The 14,677-nt window shown below is 59.7% G+C and carries 17 protein-coding genes; 12 read left to right on the top strand and 5 right to left on the bottom strand.

All coding sequences use genetic code 11. From position 1 onward, the window contains the following. Positions 1-3 precede the first annotated feature (3 nt). From ASG68_RS26945 to ASG68_RS26955, 3 genes are all read right to left on the bottom strand, one after another. Positions 4-273: a hypothetical protein gene (locus ASG68_RS26945; protein ID WP_112405816.1), complete on the bottom strand. Its 270-nt coding sequence runs from the start codon at positions 271-273 to the stop codon at positions 4-6. 126 nt (positions 274-399) lie between these two features. After that, positions 400-825, bottom strand: coding sequence for a TIGR02301 family protein (locus tag ASG68_RS26950; protein ID WP_062576207.1), 426 nt, complete (start codon positions 823-825; stop codon positions 400-402). Positions 826-886: 61 nt separating this feature from the next. Next, positions 887-1,318: an NUDIX hydrolase gene (locus ASG68_RS26955; protein WP_062576208.1), complete on the bottom strand. Its 432-nt coding sequence runs from the start codon at positions 1,316-1,318 to the stop codon at positions 887-889. Positions 1,319-1,385: 67 nt separating this feature from the next. Between ASG68_RS26955 and ASG68_RS26960 the strand changes: the two genes are divergently transcribed. From ASG68_RS26960 to ASG68_RS26970, 3 genes are read left to right on the top strand one after another with little or no spacing between them, the layout of a single operon-like run. After that, positions 1,386-1,688 carry a hypothetical protein gene (locus ASG68_RS26960; RefSeq protein WP_244484348.1) on the top strand — a complete coding sequence of 101 codons (303 nt, stop codon included), beginning with the start codon at positions 1,386-1,388 and terminating at the stop codon, positions 1,686-1,688. Next, entirely contained in the window at positions 1,685-2,365 is a 681-nt protein-coding gene (locus ASG68_RS26965) for a nucleotidyl transferase AbiEii/AbiGii toxin family protein (protein WP_200943259.1), read from the top strand. The genes ASG68_RS26960 and ASG68_RS26965 overlap by 4 nt, the downstream gene beginning before the upstream one ends. Before the next feature lie 9 nt (positions 2,366-2,374). Next, on the top strand, positions 2,375-3,139 hold the full coding sequence (locus tag ASG68_RS26970; RefSeq protein WP_062576209.1) for an SOS response-associated peptidase: 765 nt from the start codon (positions 2,375-2,377) through the stop codon (positions 3,137-3,139). Between the two features lie 5 nt (positions 3,140-3,144). Here the strand turns inward: ASG68_RS26970 and ASG68_RS31970 are convergent, their stop codons facing one another. Next, on the bottom strand, positions 3,145-3,297 hold the full coding sequence (locus ASG68_RS31970; protein ID WP_200951810.1) for a hypothetical protein: 153 nt from the start codon (positions 3,295-3,297) through the stop codon (positions 3,145-3,147). Between the two features lie 415 nt (positions 3,298-3,712). Between ASG68_RS31970 and cysS the strand changes: the two genes are divergently transcribed. The 8 genes from cysS to ASG68_RS27015 all read left to right on the top strand — a co-directional run bounded on the left by cysS (position 3,713) and on the right by ASG68_RS27015 (position 11,433). Then, on the top strand, positions 3,713-5,104 hold the full coding sequence (cysS, locus tag ASG68_RS26980) for a cysteine--tRNA ligase (protein WP_062576211.1): 1,392 nt from the start codon (positions 3,713-3,715) through the stop codon (positions 5,102-5,104). A gap of 27 nt (positions 5,105-5,131) precedes the next feature. Then, the gene (locus ASG68_RS26985) at positions 5,132-5,515 is read left to right on the top strand and encodes a VOC family protein (RefSeq protein WP_062576212.1); all 384 of its coding nucleotides are present in this window, start codon (positions 5,132-5,134) and stop codon (positions 5,513-5,515) included. A 34-nt stretch (positions 5,516-5,549) separates the two neighbouring features. Next, positions 5,550-6,041: a GFA family protein gene (locus ASG68_RS26990; RefSeq protein ID WP_062576213.1), complete on the top strand. Its 492-nt coding sequence runs from the start codon at positions 5,550-5,552 to the stop codon at positions 6,039-6,041. Beyond that, positions 6,038-6,541, top strand: coding sequence for a GFA family protein (locus ASG68_RS26995; protein ID WP_062576214.1), 504 nt, complete (start codon positions 6,038-6,040; stop codon positions 6,539-6,541). Before ASG68_RS26990 ends, ASG68_RS26995 begins: the two co-directional genes overlap by 4 nt. After that, a complete protein-coding gene (locus ASG68_RS27000; protein WP_062576215.1) occupies positions 6,538-7,014 on the top strand; it encodes a GFA family protein in 477 nt (158 codons plus the stop codon). The genes ASG68_RS26995 and ASG68_RS27000 overlap by 4 nt, the downstream gene beginning before the upstream one ends. After that, positions 7,011-7,970, top strand: a complete 960-nt coding sequence (gene pip / locus ASG68_RS27005; protein WP_062576216.1) for a prolyl aminopeptidase — start codon at positions 7,011-7,013, stop codon at positions 7,968-7,970. Before ASG68_RS27000 ends, pip begins: the two co-directional genes overlap by 4 nt. 229 nt (positions 7,971-8,199) lie before the next feature. Further along, a complete protein-coding gene (cimA, locus tag ASG68_RS27010; protein WP_062576217.1) occupies positions 8,200-9,816 on the top strand; it encodes a citramalate synthase in 1,617 nt (538 codons plus the stop codon). Positions 9,817-9,999: 183 nt separating this feature from the next. Continuing rightward, positions 10,000-11,433, top strand: coding sequence for a M10 family metallopeptidase (locus tag ASG68_RS27015; protein ID WP_062576218.1), 1,434 nt, complete (start codon positions 10,000-10,002; stop codon positions 11,431-11,433). 106 nt (positions 11,434-11,539) lie between these two features. Here the strand turns inward: ASG68_RS27015 and ASG68_RS27020 are convergent, their stop codons facing one another. Further along, complete coding sequence (locus tag ASG68_RS27020; protein ID WP_062576219.1) at positions 11,540-13,525, bottom strand: bifunctional 2',3'-cyclic-nucleotide 2'-phosphodiesterase/3'-nucleotidase; 1,986 nt, start codon at positions 13,523-13,525, stop codon at positions 11,540-11,542. A gap of 210 nt (positions 13,526-13,735) precedes the next feature. Here ASG68_RS27020 and rarD point away from each other — a divergent pair, with 210 nt between their 5' ends. After that, positions 13,736-14,674 (top strand): EamA family transporter RarD, encoded by a 939-nt coding sequence (gene rarD / locus ASG68_RS27025; protein ID WP_062576640.1) that lies wholly within the window; start codon positions 13,736-13,738, stop codon positions 14,672-14,674. The last annotated feature ends 3 nt before the right edge of the window (positions 14,675-14,677 follow it).

A 14,677-nucleotide genomic window follows, 5' to 3' on the forward strand; every position in this document is an offset into this window, starting at 1 on the left:
AGATTACTGCAGTGTGCGTTCCGGTGAAAATTCGCCAGCCAGCATGCGTTCACGCAGGGAGGTCAGCAAAGCCTCCGCACTGTCTTCGCCATGGAGGCGAATCGTCTCGCGCAGGGCCAGAGCAATGGCAGCGTCAGCAATGATTTCCGGCTCGATGCCATCTGCCATGCCATCCGCCCAGGCTTCATTCTGGTGTTCCAGGGCTGCCTGCATCTTCTCATGAACGATCATGTCGTCGATGTCATTCAGACTGGGTTCCATCATTCGTTCCATGGCCTTGTCACGCTCTTTACTTGGCATCCAACTCAGGTCGATGCCACTTCTTACCACTCTCTTAACGACCTTAGCAGCCTTTTCCCAAAACGACACGGGCTCGTGAAGAAAGGGGTTAATTTATCCTTAATTTCCAAACCGGGCGACAATTTCTGAAGCAAGTGTTGCTCCTTCGGCACGGTATCTCTGTTCTGCGACCACTGCCGGCGGGGTGCAGGCAGTGTAAACGGAAGCAAAGGTGCGGTATCCGCGATTGAACGCCGCCGTCATCCTCGCCCGCCTCTGTGCCTCGCTTCCGGCCTCCTTGTCGAGCAATTCCTGCATGGATTGGCGCCACGAATCGGCGGTTTCATCCTTGCAGAGCGTGCGCAGATAATGCAACGAGCCGATGATTTCCGACAGTCTCAACAGGCGCGCATCATAGGGCGCTGGTTTTTCGACTGCAACTGCGGGGACTTGCGCCGCAGGCGTCTCCTGCGCAACGGCAACAGATGGGAGGCCGGCGAGAACCGGAAGAAGGCAAAGGCTTACTGTCGCGTAAAAACGGATCATGCCCCTTTGAAGCCCCGAATCATGTGTGCGGGCAAGAAGTTTTGAAAATATCCGTTCATCGCTACCGAATCAGTTCAAGTTTCTCCACGCAGTCGCGCACGCTGTCGGGGATCGGAAGGGCGAAAATCTCGTCGGCGGTGTACCAGCCGATGCTGGCGGCATCATCACCGGCGGTCGCGACGAGGTCCGGATCCGCCTCGACCTTAAACACCGACAGGAAGAAATGTCGCGCCCCCGGCCCATCCGATTCGCGCGGCGGCAGGTCGTAGGTCTCGAACAGCTGCGGGTTCGTCGGCAGGATACCGGTCTCCTCGTGAAATTCCCTGACCGCCGTGTCCGCTGGTGTTTCGCCCGGCTCCGCCCGACCGCCGGGAAAGGCATACATGTCGGCGGACGGCGGATTGGCGCGCCGCACGAGAAGATAACGGCCGTCGCGTTCGAGGATGGCCGAAGATGCCAGTTGGGGAGAAGAGAGGATCGTTTTGTCTTTCATCTGGCTTGCACCTATATTCCGACTTGCCAACGAAATACAATGGACAGCAGTGACGCAAGGGCATGCCATGACGATGCAAGCGATGGATCGAGTTGGCCTGGCGTTCTTCGCCGGGAAATACATTTGGTGGAAATCCATCGACGAGGCGCTTGCGCAGCCGGAGCGGGTGATCGCGCAGGTCATGAACATTGGTGATTTCGATGATGTTCAGCACTTGGAAACCTTGGTTGGTGTTGACATGCTGGTGCATGTTTTGACCCATGCTGAAATCGGCCAATTCACGCCGCGATCCTGGTCCTACTGGCATTATCGCCTTGGTTTGTCAGATGTCGATCATGTGCCGCCGCTTCCCGCTCGGAGATTGGCGTGACCGCCTTTGAGCCGCACATTGAAATTTTGCCGAATAGCCAGCGTGCGCTTTGGCCTTTGCTGAAGCCTGCAGCGGCACTCGGTTTCGTTCTGTATGGAGGAACGGCAATAGCTTTGCGCCTTGGGCATAGGCAGTCCATAGATTTTGATTTTTTCAGTGAAACAAGCCTGGATTTGAATGCTCTCTACTCGCAAATGCCCTTTCTCCAAGGCGCTTTGGTTGTTCAGCAGTCGCCCGATACCCTTACGGTCCTTGTGCAAGGAAATGAAGGGGCGGGCGCGCCGGTGAAGGTTTCCTTCTTTGGCCCGATTCGCACAGGCAGGGTTGGGGTGCCGCAGTTTACGGCTGACGGTGTTTTGCTGATTGCCTCGCCCGATGATCTGTTCGCAACCAAGGTCAAGGTTCTGCTCCAGCGCGTCGAGGCGAAGGATTATCGAGATATCGCGGCGATGCTTTCCGTGGGGCAGAATCTGGAAAGGGCACTCGGCGGGGCGAGGTGCATGTATGGATATACGTTTCAGCCGAGCGAAAGTTTGAAGGCGATGACCTATTTCGAGGGAGGCGACCTGCAAAGCGTATCGCAGCAGGAGCGTGCAGTGCTGATAGAGGCGGTCAAGTCCGTGCGAAATATTCTCGACGTTGAAATTCTTGATCATCGTCTCTCGATAGACGCTTGAGGTGCCATCATGTGCGGACGTTTCTCACTGACGGCGACGCCGAGGGAATTGGCGGATATTTTCGGGACCCTGGAAACCGAGGATTTTCCCGCGCGATACAATATCGCCCCGACGCAGCCGATCCTTGTCGTCATTTCCGGCGATCGACAAAAGCCGGGCAGCAATCTGCCGGACCGTAAGGCCGTGCTGGTGCGTTGGGGTCTCACGCCCTCCTGGGTCAAGGATCCGCGGGATTTTCCGCTGTTGATCAATGCGCGGGCGGAAACGGCTGCCACCAAGGCCTCGTTCAAGGCGGCGATGCGCCACCGCCGCATTCTCATCCCCGCATCCGGATTTTACGAGTGGCATCGGCCGTCGAAGGAAAGCGGACAGCCGTCACAGGCCTATTGGATCAAGCCTCGCAACGGCGGCATTGTCGCCTTTGCCGGGCTGATGGAGACCTGGGCCTCGGCCGATGGCTCGGAGGTCGATACGGCGGCAATCCTCACCACGCACGCCAATGCGCGGATCGGCGATGTGCATGATCGCATGCCTGTCGTCATCCAACCGGAAGACTTCAGCCGCTGGCTCGATTGCACAACGCAGGAGCCGCGCGATGTCGCTAACCTGATGATGCCGGCGGACGACGATTATTTCGACGTCATCGCCGTCTCCGATCGCGTCAACAAGGTTGCGAATGTCGGTTCGGACCTGCAAGAGCCGGTTCACGTTGTCTCAAGGCCCGTTGCAAAGCCGAAGGAGTCTCCGGCGAAGTCGCAACTGTCGTTGTTTTAAGAGGCTCAGGCCGGCTTGGGCACCACCGGCTTCTTGACTGGCTTTGGCTTGACCTGGAGGGCTGCGGCGAGAACGGCCCTCAGCCCGAGTGGGCGGTATTGCTCGACGAGATTGGCCGCGGTTCGCGGACTGTTCTTGTCGGTCTTGGTGCCAGGCATTTCAAACTCTCCTTTGATGCTTCCCTGAATCGGAATTGCTTCGTCCGGTGTACTGTCCACTAAAACGGCATTCCTTATTGTGCCCCAGGAAACAGGCTTTCTTGTGCGTCCCCGCAAAGCCTTGTTTCCCCGAACGTCTGGTGTTTCCAGATAAGTGTAATCATGACAAAAACATGACCAATATTCCAGTAATTTAACATATGATGCTGGAGCGCACCTGACCTCTTGACCGGAAAGGGACGAAGCGCGATAAAGCTCGCCATGAAAACGGTTATCTGCAGCATCTGCCGGATTATTATTCGCTAGCCCAAACGCTGGCCTGGCCGTTTTCGTCTCTCAAAAATCAAGATGACAACGCGAAGGTCCAGCCGGGCGATGACGTGTGGTCGGTCGAATGTGGATTTGGGAGATGGGAATGAATGGGCAGCCGAAACTGAAACTGTACAACACGCTGACACGGGAAAAGGCGGACTTCACGCCGATCGAGCCCACAAATGTCCGCATGTATGTCTGCGGCCCGACCGTCTATGATTTCGCCCATATCGGCAATGCCCGCCCGGTCATCGTCTTCGATGTGCTCTACCGGCTGCTGCGGCATGTCTACGGCGAAAGCCACGTGACCTACGCGCGCAACATCACCGACGTCGATGACAAGATCAACGCCCGGGCGCTGCGCGACTTCCCGAACCTTCCGCTGAACGACGCCATCCGCGCAGTGACGGAGAAGACGGAAACGCAGTTTCTGGACGATGCCAAGGCGCTCGGCAGCCTTGAGCCGACGCATCAGCCGCGCGCCACCGACAATATTGCCCAGATGATCGAGATCATCGAGGCGCTGATTGCCAAAGGCCATGCCTATGTGGCCGAGGGCGAAGTGTTGTTCGATACGCGGTCGATGGCAGATTACGGTCAATTGTCGAAGCGCAATCTCGACGAACAGCAGGCCGGTGCGCGTATTGCTGTCGAGGCGCACAAGAAAAACCCCGGTGACTTCGTCCTCTGGAAGCTGTCGTCCGACGAGGAGCCCGGCTGGCAGAGCCCGTGGGGCAGGGGGCGTCCCGGCTGGCATATCGAGTGCTCGGCGATGAGCCAGCGTTATCTGGGCGAGACTTTCGATATCCATGGCGGCGGGCTGGACCTGATCTTCCCGCACCATGAGAACGAAATCGCCCAGTCGCGCTGCGCCCACGGCACCGAGGTGATGGCGAATGTCTGGATGCACAATGGCTTCCTGCAGGTCGAAGGCCGCAAGATGTCGAAGTCCGACGGCAATTTCGTCACCATCCATGAGCTGCTGCACACCGAGACTTTCGGCGGCCGCAAGTGGCCGGGGGCGGTTCTGCGTCTGGCCATGCTGATGACGCACTATCGCGAGCCGATCGACTTCTCGCTGAAGCGGTTGGAGGAAGCCGAGCGTCTTCTGTCGAAGTGGCCGGCCGGCAAGGCGGGCGACGTCGCGCCCGATGCGTCAGTCCTGAACGCCCTTGCTGACGACCTGAACACGGTGGCGGCAGTGCAGGCCCTGCATGCTCTGGCTCAAACAGCCAATGTCGATCCGGCCGCATTGCCGGTCTTCGCGGCCAGTGCGGCTTTGCTTGGTGTCCTGCCGAAGGAAGCCGAGATCGACGATGCACTTGCCGCAGCCGTCGAATCGCTTGTGGCGATGCGTCTGGAAATGCTGAAGGCGAAGAACTTCGCCGAGGCCGACAAGATCCGCGACGATCTGGCGGCCAAGGGCATCCAGTTGAAGGACGGAAAAGATGCCGTGACCGGCGAGCGGGTGACGACATGGGACGTCAAGCGCTAGACTGAACGCCAGACAGGGGAGGAAGGCATGATCGATCATACGGGAATAGCCGTTTCGGACTTCGAACGGTCACGGGCCTTCTATGATGCGGCGATGGCGCCGCTCGGCGCCTCGCTTCTGAAGACGGTGCCGCCGGAATTTACCGGCGGCAAGAAGGTCTGTGGTTATGGTCGCGAACGGCCCGTCTACTGGTTGCACGAGGGGGCCGAGCCCGGTCCCGGTCGTCACATCGCCTTTACCGCCGATAGTCGCTCGGCAGTCGACGCCTTTTATGCTGCGGCACTCGCGGCCGGTGGAAAGGACAATGGAGCCCCCGGCCTTCGTCCGCATTATCATGCCAACTATTACGGCGCGTTCGCGTTCGATCCGGTCGGCAACAATATCGAGGCTGTCTGCCACGCGCCGGAATGAGACGGCATCGGGTTGAACGGAGAGAGAACCGGTCATGAGCGACGACGAGACTCTACAGTATTCCGGCGGTTGCCAGTGCGGTGCCGTGCGTTTCCATGTCGAGGGCGAACTCGGCGATGCCTCCGTCTGTCATTGCCGCATGTGCCAGAAAGCCTTCGGCAATTTCTATGCGCCGCTCGTGTCATTGGGGAAGGCGAAGCTGACGTGGACGCGCGGCGGGCCGAAGTTTTTCCAGTCGTCCAACTTCGTCAAGCGTGGGTTCTGCGGTGATTGCGGCACGCCGCTCTGTTTCGAGGCGCCGGATGGTATCGGTCTGGCAATCGCGGCCTTCGACAATCCGGAGCACATCACGCCGAGGATCCAGTGGGGCATTGAGGCCAAGCTACCCTATGTCGATGGCATCGCCAGTCTACCCGGCGAGGATACGATGGCGGACCAGGATGCGGCGTCTTTCCTCACCCATCTCGTTTCCTACCAGCATCCCGATCATGACACCGAAACCTGGCCGCCGGAGAACGCGCGATGAGCATTGCCCGCATCTATACCGGCGGCTGCCAATGCGGCGCGGTGCGTTACCGGGCGGAGGGATCACTCGGCGATCCGCATCTTTGCCATTGCCGCATGTGCCAGAAGGCGGCCGGCAATTACTTCATGCCGCTCGCCAATGCCGCCCGCGTCTCGTTCAGCCTCACGCGCGGTGAGCCGAACTGGTTCCAGTCCTCCGATCTCGCAAGACGAGGCTTCTGTGCCGCCTGCGGCACGCCGCTGTTCTACGACATGCCCGGTGCCGATTTCATCAATATCGTTCTGGGATCGCTCGACGATCCCTATGATGTCCGGCCGCTGAAACAGTCCGGCGTCGAATCGCGCATGCCGTGGTTTGCCAATCTTCCGGGTCTGCCCGGCGGCGAAACGGATGCGCGCAAGAAGACAAGGGCGGAGCGGCATCTTGCCATTTTCGAATCGAACCGCCAGCACCCAGACTATGACACCGACCACTGGCCACCCGAGGAAGACCTGCCATGAGCGAGACCATTCGAACCGGAGGCTGCCAGTGCGGCGCCGTGCGCTTCAGGATCAGGGGGGCGCTTGGCCGTCCATCGATCTGCCATTGCCGCATGTGCCAGAAGCAGTTCGGCGGGTTCTTTTCCGCGCTCGTGACGGCGCCAAAGGACGGTGTCGAATGGACCCGCACGGAGCCGAGCTATTTCCAATCCTCAGTCAATGTCGATCGCGGTTTCTGCGCCTCGTGCGGCACGCCGCTGACCTACCGGCATCCCGGCGGGCTTGAGATCGCGATCGGCGCGTTTGATGATCGTTCCGATCTCGCGCCGCAGATCCAGGTCAATTATGCCGCCCGGCTGCCCTGGGTCGAGACGATCTTCGAACAGCCGGTCCACAACGACCCCGATTTCTATTCCCAGCAGGAACACATCATCTCGTTCCAGCATCCCGATCACGATACGGCCGTCTGGCCTGCCCATGGACTGAACCTATGACATCTGAACTGCGCACGCTCTATCCCGAAATCGAACCCTATGCCTCCGGTCATCTCGATGTCGGTGACGGCCACGTCATCTATTGGGAAAAGGTCGGCACACCCGGCGCCAAGCCCGCCGTCTTCCTTCACGGCGGCCCCGGCGGCACGATCTCTTCGAACCACCGCCGCCTGTTCGATCCGACGCTTTACGACGTAACGCTGTTCGACCAGCGCGGCTGCGGCAAGTCGACCCCGCATGCGGAACTCGAAGCCAACACGACCTGGCATCTGGTCGCCGATATCGAGCGGCTGCGCGAAATGGCCGGCGCCGAACAATGGCTGGTCTTCGGCGGCTCCTGGGGTTCGACGCTGGCGCTCGCCTATGCTGAAAAGCATCCCGAGCGCGTCTCTGCGCTGATCGTGCGCGGCATCTACACGCTGACCAAGGCGGAACTCGACTGGTACTATCAGTTCGGCGTCTCGGAAATGTTCCCGGACAAGTGGGAGCGCTTCATCGCCCCGATCCCGGAAAACGAGCGCCATGAAATGATGCATGCCTACCATCGGCGCCTGACCAGCCCCGACCGGCAAACACGCCTCGATGCCGCCAAGGCCTGGAGCATCTGGGAAGGCGAGACCATTACGCTCTTGCCGGAACCTTCAACCTCGACACCGTTCGAGGAGGAGGAATACGCCCACGCCTTCGCCCGCATCGAGAACCATTTCTTCGTCAATGCCGGCTGGCTGGACGAAGGCCAGCTTTTGCGCGATGCCCACAAGCTCACCGGCATCCCTGGGGTCATCATCCACGGCCGCTATGACATGCCATGCCCGGCGAAATATGCCTGGGCGCTGCACAAGGCCTGGCCGGAAGCGGAATTCCACCTGATCGAGGGAGCAGGCCACGCCTATTCGGAACCGGGCATCCTCGACCGGCTCATCCGGGCGACGGACCGGTTTGCGGGGAAAGTGTGATGAGCATGTCTGTTTTGCACGATGGGGCGGCTCGCGCCACCTTCTCCCCAGCGGGGAGAAGGTGGCGCCCGGCGCCGGATGAGGGGGCCTGCAGGCCACTTCGTTCTGGTGCTGGCTTCGCCCCCCTCATCGCCTCACTTCGTTCGGCACTTCTCCCCGCTGGGGAGAAGAGGGAGAGAGCCTCCCGGCCGAATCCAAAAATGCTACTCTGTTTCTGGGGACGGCTCGCATGACCCGCGAACGCATCCACCTCTTCGACACCACGCTACGCGACGGCCAGCAGACGCCCGGCATCGATTTTTCCGTCGAGGACAAGATCGCCATTGCCGCGATGCTGGATGATTTCGGCATGGACTATGTCGAGGGCGGTTATCCCGGAGCCAATCCGACTGACACCGAATTCTTCTCGAAGAAGCGGACGAAAACCGCAAGGTTCGTCGCCTTCGGCATGACCAAGCGCGCCGGTGTGTCCACCTCCAATGATCCCGGCCTGACGGCGCTGCTGCAGGCCAAGAGTGACGCGATTTGTCTTGTCGCCAAGAGCTGGGACTACCATGTCCGCGTCGCTCTTGGCTGTTCGAACGAGGAAAATCTCGAGTCCATTCAGGCATCCGTTGAGGCGGTTGTCGCCAGCGGCAAGGAGGCTATGATCGATTGCGAGCATTTCTTCGACGGCTACAAGGCCAATCCGGCCTATGCGCTCGCCTGTGCCAAGACCGCCTATGATGCCGGCGCTCGCTGGGTCGTGCTCTGCGACACCAATGGCGGCACGCAGCCGCCGGAAATCCGCGATATCGTCGCCGCCGTCATTGCCAATGGCGTGCCCGGCGACAATCTCGGCATCCATGCCCACAACGATACGGGCCAGGCGGTCGCCAATTCGCTGGCTGCGGTCGAGGCCGGTGTGCGCCAGATCCAGGGCACGCTGAACGGCATCGGCGAGCGCTGCGGCAATGCCAATCTGGTGACGCTGATCCCCACTCTGGCGCTGAAGGAAGCGTATACCGGCCGTTTCGAGACCTCGATCGATCCCGACCGGCTGCAGGAACTCACCAAGCTGTCGCATTCCTTCGACGAACTGCTGAATCGCTCACCCGACCACCAGATGCCCTATGTCGGCGCCTCCGCCTTCGCTACCAAGGCCGGTATTCACGCTTCGGCGCTCCTGAAGGACCCGCGCACCTATGAGCATGTGACGCCGGAAAGCGTCGGCAATCTGCGCAAGGTCATGGTTTCCGACCAGGGCGGCAAGGCGAATTTCATCAACGCTCTGAAGCGCCGGGGTATTCTCGTTTCCAAGGACGATCCGAAGCTCGACAAGCTGATCGCCATCGTGAAGGAGCGGGAGGCGACCGGCTATGCCTATGAAGGGGCGGATGCCAGCTTCGCGATCCTGGCGCAGCGGATCCTCGGCTCGGTGCCGGATTTCTTTCTGGTCGACAGCTTTCGAGTGATGGTCGAGCGACGCTTCGACGCCAACGGCAATCTGAAAACGGTGTCTGAGGCTGTGGTCAAGGTGTCGGTCGATGGCGAGACGACGATGTCGGTCGCCGAAGGTCATGGCCCGGTCAACGCGCTCGATCTGGCACTACGCAAGGATCTCGGCCGCTACCAGTCGGAAATCGAGGATCTGGAGCTGGTGGACTATAAGGTCCGCATCCTCAATGGCGGCACGGAGGCCATCACCCGCGTTCTAATCGAATCCGTCGATGGCACCGGCGCCCGCTGGTGGACGGTTGGCGTGTCCGACAACATCATCGACGCGTCCTTCCAGGCGCTGATGGATTCGATCGTCTTCAAGCTCTTGAAGAACCGCGATCAGGCGGGGCTGGCGGCTGCGGAATAGGGAGCCGGTTTACTTCATCGCATTACTGCCGGTTCAGACGGGTTTTCCGATGGACCGGCCATCTGCAAGTTTTGTGCAATGCAGTGTGAAGTTAAAATGAAATTTTATACTTTGCTAATTCTCCCCTTGAGAAGCGTTTGACTGCGTCGTATAGGGGCGTGGGGTTATTTTTAGGGGGATTTCATGGCTACTAAAAAGTCTTTCAATACCACGCAGGCTGCTTTTCAGCTGACACGCAACGACTCATCCTGGTCGGTCAATCTCAATGAGCCGACGACGATCACATACGCCTATCGCAACAGCATTCCGACGAACTATGAAGGCTCCAAGAACGAGCGGACCACGTTCGAAAAATTCACGGCTGCCCAGATCAAGGTCACCGAACTGGTCTTCAATCTGTTCGAGGAAGTCTGCGGCGTGACACTGAAGCGGGTCGAGGGCTCGAACGGCTATTCCAACAGCGCGACGTTCCTGCTCGGAAACTATTCCGACCCGAAGCAAGCCAGAACCTACGGTTATTCCTACAGCGTCGGCGATGAGGAGCGGCGCGCCGGTTCGACCGACGGCGACTTCTGGTACAATCTGTCCGGTCCGAATGATGATGGGGGCGACCCGAAGATTCCGATCGGCTCCGACAACTACAACACGCTCATCCACGAACTTGGCCATTCGCTGGGCCTCGAGCATCCCTCGGATTATCCGGAGGACTTCAACTACAAGGACGACGCGTTCTACATTCAGGATTCCCTTCAGTACACGGTCATGAGCTATATGGACGCTTCCGAGACGGGCGCCGTGCACAAGGGTCAGTTCCTGAAGACGCTGGGTCTCCATGACATCGCGGCGATGCAGCGGCTCTACGGCGCTAACATGACGACGCGTACCGGCGACGATACCTATGGCTTCGGCGGCAAGAGCGTCTACGCCATCAAGTCCGCGACCGACAAGACGGTCTTCTCGATCTGGGATGCCGGCGGCAAGGATACGCTGAACTTCTCCGGTTATACGAACACGCAGGTCATCAACCTCAACGCCGAGAAATTCTCCTCGACGGGTGGGTTGAAGTACAACATCTCGATCGCCAAGGGCGTGACGATCGAAAATGCGGTTGGCGGTTCGGGCAAGGACACGATCACGGGCAACAAGGTTGCCAACGTGATCGACGGCGGCGCCGGTAACGACATCATCGACGGCAAGGAAGGTAACGACACCATCAAGGGCGGCGCAGGCGCCGACATCCTCGATGGCGGTACCGGCAACGACAAGCTGACGGGCGGAAGTGGCGCCGACTCCTTCTTTTTCGGCAGTGTCGCGCTCGCCAAGCTCGGCCTCGACCTCATCCTCGACTTCGCCAAGGGCGACAAGGTCGTCCTGGATGCCGCCACCTTCGTTGCCTATGACGCATCGGACGATGGCCTCATCGGTATCGCCAAGGGGGATTTCTCCGCTGGCACCTCGCTGAAGTCGATGGGCAAGGGCGATCATCTGTTCTTCGATACGGATGATTCCTGGATTTACTACGACAACGATGGCGCTGGCACCGGCAGCGCCGCCATCAAGTTTATCGAACTGGTCAACAGCTATGTTCCGACCTACAGCGACTTCTTGATTGCCTGAGGTTTTTCGCCGGCATTCGCTCGCGGTTGCCGTCTCCGAAGATGCTCCGCAAAGCCCTGATACCAGTTTTCATGCTGGCGTCAGGGCTGATTTTTTTAGATCGCTCTCACAAGACCAGCCTGAATTTTGCAAATCCGTCCGCGCCGTCGCCGGCATCCTCGATCTTGACGCCTTTCACCTGCGCGATCAGACCGCGTGCCTTCGGGCCGCTTTCGAACAGGGCGGTCGCGCCCTCGATCGGCTTGAAACTCCAGTTGCCGTCGGCCGATGGATTGATGGTGCCCTCGGCGATGATGTAGCGGACGATGACGTCGCGATTGGTGTCAGGCGCGGCGAAGACCACCTTGTCTGCCGCGATCTCCGGGAACTTGCCGCCTCCGCCGGCGCGGTAATTGTTGGACGCGACAACGAATTTCTGGGCCGGATCGATCGGTTTGCCATCAAAGGACAGGTTCTGGATGCGGTTTGATTCCACATTCACCACGACGCCGTCGCCATCGTATTTCGCCGGCTGCGACAGGTCGATCTGGTAGGTTACACCGTCGATGATGTCGAAATTGTAGGAGGGGAAGCTTGCATTGAGGAGGGGCACATCCTTGGCGCCGGGTTCAACCGTGTTGAACATGCCGGCCGACATTTCCAGCCAGTTCTTTACCTGCGCACCGGTAATCACCACGGCCTGCACGGTGTTCGGATAGAGATAGAGGTCGGCGACATTCTTGATGGCGATATCGCCGGCGGGGACATCGGTATAGTAGTCCGAGCCGCCACGACCGCCGGCCTTGAACGGTGCTGCTGCCGAAAGCACCGGCAGATCCTTGTACTCCGTGTCCTTCAGCATGTCCTTGATGTACCAAGTCTGCGCATTCGAAACGATCTGCACGGACGGGTCGTCGGCCACCAGCGCGAAATAGGAATAGAGCGGCGCCGAGGTCTTGCCGACCGGCGTGCGGACATAGGCGAGCGTCGCCTCGTGTTCGGCGGATGCGGCGGCCAGCACGTCGGCGCGATCCGGCACGTCAGCCACCACCTTCTTGTCCTCGCGGTGATAGATGGGCCGCGCCTCGGTGGTGAAATCGACGATCTTCCAGTTGTCGCCGTTCTTTTCCAGCAGCAGATCGATCAAGCCGAGATGCGAGCCCCAGAAGCCGCCCATGACTGCCGGTTTGCCCAAGAGCGTGCCCTTGACGGGATCGACGCCCTCGATACCGTCGAAACTCTTCGGGCCGGGGAAGACAAGGTGCTGGTGGCCGGTAAAGACCGCGTCAATGCCCTCGACGGCAGCGAGGTACAGCGAGGCGTTTTCCATGCGGTCGCTCTGGCCAGAACCGTCGATGCCGGAATGCGAGAGAGCGACGATGATATCGGCCCCAGCTTCCTTCATGGCCGGTACCCAGGCCTTGGCCGCCTCGACGATATCGCGCGTCTGTGCCTTGCCCTCGAGATTCTTGATATCCCAGAGCATGATCTGCGGCGGCACGAAACCGATGATGCCGATCTTCAACTCGTTTGCCGCGCCACTTCCGTCCGTGATGGTCTTTTCAACGATGGTATAGGGCTTGAAGAACAGCTCGTCGTCCTTCGGATTCGATGCCAGCTGTCCCTTCGTCAGGTTGGCGCAGACGTAAGGAAAGTTGGCGCCCGAGAGCACCTTGAACATATAGTCGAGACCGTAGTTGAACTCGTGATTACCGAGCGTGCCGGCCTCGTAACCGAGCACGTTCATGGCCTTGATGACCGGGTGGACGTCGCCCTCCTTCATGCCATGCTGATAGGCCATGTAGTCGCCCATCGGATTGCCCTGCAGGAAATCACCGTTGTCGACGAGGAAGGAATTGCCAGCCTCCGCCCGGATGGCATCGATGATCGAGGCGGTGCGGGCAAGGCCCAGCGTGTCGTTCGGCTTGTCGCCGTAATAGTCATAGGGGAAGACGTGGACGTGGATATCGGTGGTTTCCATGATCCGCAGATGCGCCTGGTTGGCGGCCGCGCGGGCGGCGAACGGATGCAGCATAACGAGGGCGGAGGTTGCTGCGGCGCCGCTCAGAAAGGCGCGGCGGCTGATCGGGTGGAGCGCGAGGATGGAGGACATGTGGTTTCCCTTCGTCTGGCCGGTCTTTTCCCTGCGCAGAAACTAGGGCGATGATCGCGGAATTGCACCCCGCAAAATGTGACTGTCTTGCTGCCTCTCGATGGGCATCGTTCAGCGCCGCTGCAGCAAGGTTCACGGAAATGAATTGGTTGATCACGGGTCTTTGGAGTAGGACGGGCAAAATAATGATAATCTGACGGGATGAACGCCATGGCGGACGAAAAACAGGCAGTTGCGGTGCAAAATGGCGATTCCCCCAAGGGTTTCGCCTTCGCGCTGACGGCCTATCTGCTCTGGGGGTTCCTGCCGTTCTTCATGAAGGCGGTTGCCCATATCCCCGCTTTCGAAGTGGTTGCCCATCGCATTGTCTGGTCTGTTCCGTTGGCCGGCGCCATTCTCATCTGGCTCGGCCGCACCGGCGACGTGAAAGCGGCGCTGCGGTCCTCGCGCATGCTGAAGATGGCGACGTTGACCGCCGTTCTCATCACCCTCAACTGGGGCATCTATGTCTGGGCGATCGGCGCAGGTCGCGCGCTGGAGACGGCGCTTGGCTATTACATCAATCCGCTCTTCTCGATCTTCCTCGGTGCCGTGCTGCTCAAGGAAAAGCTCAATCCGGCCCAGATGGTTGCCATCGGGCTTGCCGCCACCGCAGTGGTCGTACTCGCATTCGATGCAGGCGGACTGCCCTGGGTATCGATCGGACTGGCGCTGACCTGGGGGCTCTATGCCTTCTTTCGCAAGACGCTGCCGGTCGGACCGAACCAGGGTTTCTTTCTGGAGGTCCTGCTGCTCAGCGTTCCCGCGCTTGGCTACATCGTCTATCTGGAAGCCACGGGGCAGGGGCATTTCGGTGATACCGGCTGGGGCGACGTAATGTGGCTGATGGCCTGCGGCGTCGTGACCGCCATCCCGCTGATGATCTATGCCAATGGCGCCAAGCTGCTCCGTCTCTCGACCATCGGCATCATGCAATACATCGCCCCGACGATGATCTTCATCATCGCCGTCTTCGTCTTCCATGAACCTTTCGGCACCCCGAAGCTGATCGCCTTCATCCTGATATGGGCGGCGCTGGCGGTTTATTCGACCTCAATGATCATGGAAAGCCGCGCCCGCCGGTCGGAGATGCCCAAACCGGCGGAGTAAGCC

The sequence above is a fragment of the Rhizobium sp. Leaf453 genome, assembly GCF_001425605.1.
GTDB lineage: Bacteria > Pseudomonadota > Alphaproteobacteria > Rhizobiales > Rhizobiaceae > Pararhizobium.

Excerpts from the sequence above, each read along its gene's own strand:
- ASG68_RS27020 (WP_062576219.1), bottom strand. The coding sequence starts at position 13,525 with ATGTCCTCCATCCTCGCGCTCCACCCGATCAGCCGCCGCGCCTTTCTG.
- ASG68_RS26995 (WP_062576214.1), top strand. The coding sequence starts at position 6,038 with ATGAGCATTGCCCGCATCTATACCGGCGGCTGCCAATGCGGCGCGGTG.
- ASG68_RS27015 (WP_062576218.1), top strand. The coding sequence starts at position 10,000 with ATGGCTACTAAAAAGTCTTTCAATACCACGCAGGCTGCTTTTCAGCTG.
- ASG68_RS31970 (WP_200951810.1), bottom strand. The coding sequence starts at position 3,297 with ATGCCTGGCACCAAGACCGACAAGAACAGTCCGCGAACCGCGGCCAAT.
- ASG68_RS26945 (WP_112405816.1), bottom strand. The coding sequence starts at position 273 with ATGGAACGAATGATGGAACCCAGTCTGAATGACATCGACGACATGATC.
- pip (WP_062576216.1), top strand. The coding sequence starts at position 7,011 with ATGACATCTGAACTGCGCACGCTCTATCCCGAAATCGAACCCTATGCC.
- ASG68_RS26955 (WP_062576208.1), bottom strand. The coding sequence starts at position 1,318 with ATGAAAGACAAAACGATCCTCTCTTCTCCCCAACTGGCATCTTCGGCC.
- ASG68_RS26970 (WP_062576209.1), top strand. The coding sequence starts at position 2,375 with ATGTGCGGACGTTTCTCACTGACGGCGACGCCGAGGGAATTGGCGGAT.
- ASG68_RS26990 (WP_062576213.1), top strand. The coding sequence starts at position 5,550 with ATGAGCGACGACGAGACTCTACAGTATTCCGGCGGTTGCCAGTGCGGT.
- ASG68_RS26950 (WP_062576207.1), bottom strand. The coding sequence starts at position 825 with ATGATCCGTTTTTACGCGACAGTAAGCCTTTGCCTTCTTCCGGTTCTC.
- cimA (WP_062576217.1), top strand. The coding sequence starts at position 8,200 with ATGACCCGCGAACGCATCCACCTCTTCGACACCACGCTACGCGACGGC.
- ASG68_RS26985 (WP_062576212.1), top strand. The coding sequence starts at position 5,132 with ATGATCGATCATACGGGAATAGCCGTTTCGGACTTCGAACGGTCACGG.
- ASG68_RS27000 (WP_062576215.1), top strand. The coding sequence starts at position 6,538 with ATGAGCGAGACCATTCGAACCGGAGGCTGCCAGTGCGGCGCCGTGCGC.
- cysS (WP_062576211.1), top strand. The coding sequence starts at position 3,713 with ATGAATGGGCAGCCGAAACTGAAACTGTACAACACGCTGACACGGGAA.
- ASG68_RS26960 (WP_244484348.1), top strand. The coding sequence starts at position 1,386 with ATGACGATGCAAGCGATGGATCGAGTTGGCCTGGCGTTCTTCGCCGGG.
- rarD (WP_062576640.1), top strand. The coding sequence starts at position 13,736 with ATGGCGGACGAAAAACAGGCAGTTGCGGTGCAAAATGGCGATTCCCCC.